This is a genomic window from Aequorivita sp. CIP111184 (assembly GCF_900489465.1).
Classification (GTDB): Bacteria; Bacteroidota; Bacteroidia; order Flavobacteriales; family Flavobacteriaceae; genus Aequorivita.
Map to the genome: position 1 here is coordinate 1,288 of NZ_UEFQ01000002.1, position 3,096 is coordinate 4,383.

The following is a 3,096-nucleotide window of genomic DNA, read 5'->3' on the forward strand; positions in this document are numbered from 1 at the left end:
AGGATCCAGACAGTTCATTGACATATTGGAAATAAAGAATACGAGAAAAGTAATAATAAAGAGGTATGCTTCGGGCATACCAAATTTTTGAATCAAACTCATTAAAGAGCAAAAAGTACAATAAGCAAAATAAGGGCGTATGGGGAATGCCTAGGCTCTCAGAGGCGAAGAAGGACGTGATAAGCTGCGAAAAGCTGCGGGGATTGGCACATACAAGTTGATCCGCAGGTATCCGAATGGGGCAACCCACCATATTGAAGATATGGTATCCGCAAGGAAGCAAACCCGGGGAACTGAAACATCTAAGTACCCGGAGGAAGAGAAAACAATAGTGATTCCGATAGTAGCGGCGAGCGAAATCGGATTAGCCCAAACCAATGCTGTTACGGCAGTATTGGGGTTGTAGGACCACGACATTTGGTGCTTTACGAATAAGAACACGTTGGAAAGCGTGGCCATAGACGGTGATAGCCCGGTATTAGTAAGGACAGTTACCGATAGTGGTATCCTGAGTAGTGCGGGGCACGTGAAACCCTGTATGAATCCGGCGGGACCATCCGCCAAGGCTAAATACTCCTGAGAGACCGATAGTGAACCAGTACCGTGAGGGAAAGGTGAAAAGAACCGTGAACAACGGAGTGAAATAGAACCTGAAACCATACGCTTACAAGCGGTCGGAGCGGCGCAAGCTGTGACGGCGTGCCTTTTGCATAATGAGCCTACGAGTTACTGTTGCCAGCAAGGTTAAGGTCCTAAGGACCGGAGCCGCAGCGAAAGCGAGTCTGAATAGGGCGCTTCAGTTGGTAGTAGTAGACGCGAAACCGTGTGATCTACCCTTGGGCAGGTTGAAGTTTGGGTAACACCAAATGGAGGACCGAACCCGTTGACGTTGAAAAGTCTTGGGATGACCTGAGGGTAGGGGTGAAAGGCCAATCAAACTCGGAAATAGCTCGTACTCCCCGAAATGCATTTAGGTGCAGCGTTGATTTATAGTTTTATAGAGGTAGAGCTACTGATTGGATGCGGGGGCTTCACCGCCTACCAATTCCTGACAAACTCCGAATGCTATAAAATGTTGATCAGCAGTGAGGGCATGGGTGCTAAGGTCCATGTCCGAGAGGGAAAGAACCCAGACCATCAGCTAAGGTCCCCAAATGTATGTTAAGTTGAAAAAACGAGGTTGGACTGCACAGACAGCTAGGATGTTGGCTTGGAAGCAGCCATTCATTTAAAGAGTGCGTAACAGCTCACTAGTCGAGCGGTCCGGCATGGATAATAATCGGGCATAAACATACTACCGAAGCTATGGACTTATATTTATATAAGTGGTAGGGGAGCATTCTGTTTGCGCCGAAGGTGCGTCGCGAGGCGTGCTGGAGCGGACAGAAAAGAAAATGTAGGCATAAGTAACGATAATGCGGGCGAGAAACCCGCACTCCGAAAGACTAAGGTTTCCCCAGCTATGCTAATCAGCTGGGGGTTAGTCGGGGCCTAACGCGAACCCGAAAGGGGTAGTGGATGGACAACAGGTTAATATTCCTGTACCTGCTCACGCTAAAAGTGACGGAGGCGCAAATTTGGTGCGAACTGACGGAATAGTTCGTTGAAGCCAGTGGTAACACGGCGATAGTACACTGAGGCTCCGGCCAAGGTGATAATCCAGAGTAGCGACTTCCAAGAAAAACGAGTGAAGCAGCCCGTACCCTAAACCGACACAGGTGGTTGGGATGAGAATTCTAAGGAGCTCGAGAGATTCATGGCTAAGGAACTAGGCAAAATCGACCCGTAACTTCGGGAGAAGGGTCGCCCCCAGTAATGGGGGCCGCAGTGAAGAGGTCCAGGCGACTGTTTATCAAAAACACAGGGCTCTGCAAAATCGAAAGATGAAGTATAGGGCCTGACACCTGCCCGGTGCTGGAAGGTTAAGAGGAGATGTCATCCTTCGGGAGAAGCATTGAATTGAAGCCCCAGTAAACGGCGGCCGTAACTATAACGGTCCTAAGGTAGCGAAATTCCTTGTCGGGTAAGTTCCGACCTGCACGAATGGTGTAACGATCTGGACACTGTCTCAGCCATGAGCTCGGTGAAATTGTAGTATCGGTGAAGATGCCGATTACCCGCTGTGGGACGAAAAGACCCCGTGCACCTTTACTATAGCTTAGTATTGGTTTTGGACAAGTAATGTGTAGGATAGGTGGGAGACTTTGAAGTGGCGTCGCCAGGCGTCGTGGAGTCATTGTTGAAATACCACCCTTTGCTTGTCTAGAGTCTAACCCTTCACAAAAGGGGACAGTGCTTGGTGGGTAGTTTGACTGGGGTGGTCGCCTCCAAAAGAGTAACGGAGGCTTCTAAAGGTTCCCTCAATACGGTTGGCAATCGTGTGTAGAGTGCAATGGCATAAGGGAGCTTGACTGAGAGACCTACAAGTCGATCAGGTACGAAAGTAGAGCATAGTGATCCGGTGGTTCCGCATGGAAGGGCCATCGCTCAAAGGATAAAAGGTACGCCGGGGATAACAGGCTGATCTCCCCCAAGAGCTCACATCGACGGGGGGGTTTGGCACCTCGATGTCGGCTCGTCACATCCTGGGGCTGGAGAAGGTCCCAAGGGTTGGGCTGTTCGCCCATTAAAGTGGCACGCGAGCTGGGTTCAGAACGTCGTGAGACAGTTCGGTCTCTATCTACAGTGGGCGCAAGAAATTTGAGTGGATCTGATCCTAGTACGAGAGGACCGGATTGGACTGACCGCTGGTGCACCAGTTGTTCCGCCAGGAGCATCGCTGGGTAGCTACGTCGGGAAGGGATAAGCGCTGAAAGCATATAAGCGCGAAACCCACCACAAGATGAGATTTCTTTAAAGGGCCGTGGGAGACTACCACGTTGATAGGCCGCAGGTGTAAGGGCAGTAATGTCCCAGCCGAGCGGTACTAATAGCCCGTAAGCTTATGTACGACGCCTCCCCCCGCAAGGGGGGAAGCAAACTCTTTCTTAAGTTGATTCACTTTTCTTCTATTGTTTATTTCCTGATATGTCAAGATATTTGTTGCGCACAGCGCAACGCTTTAGGCTCTAAGCCTTAAGCCACGGGCCCTAAAAA

General features: G+C 50.1%; 1 rRNA gene. It reads left to right on the plus strand.

Annotated elements, in window-relative coordinates:
- Positions 1-118 precede the first annotated feature (118 nt).
- Positions 119-2,950, plus strand: a 23S ribosomal RNA gene (locus AEQU1_RS00015).
- The last annotated feature ends 146 nt before the right edge of the window (positions 2,951-3,096 follow it).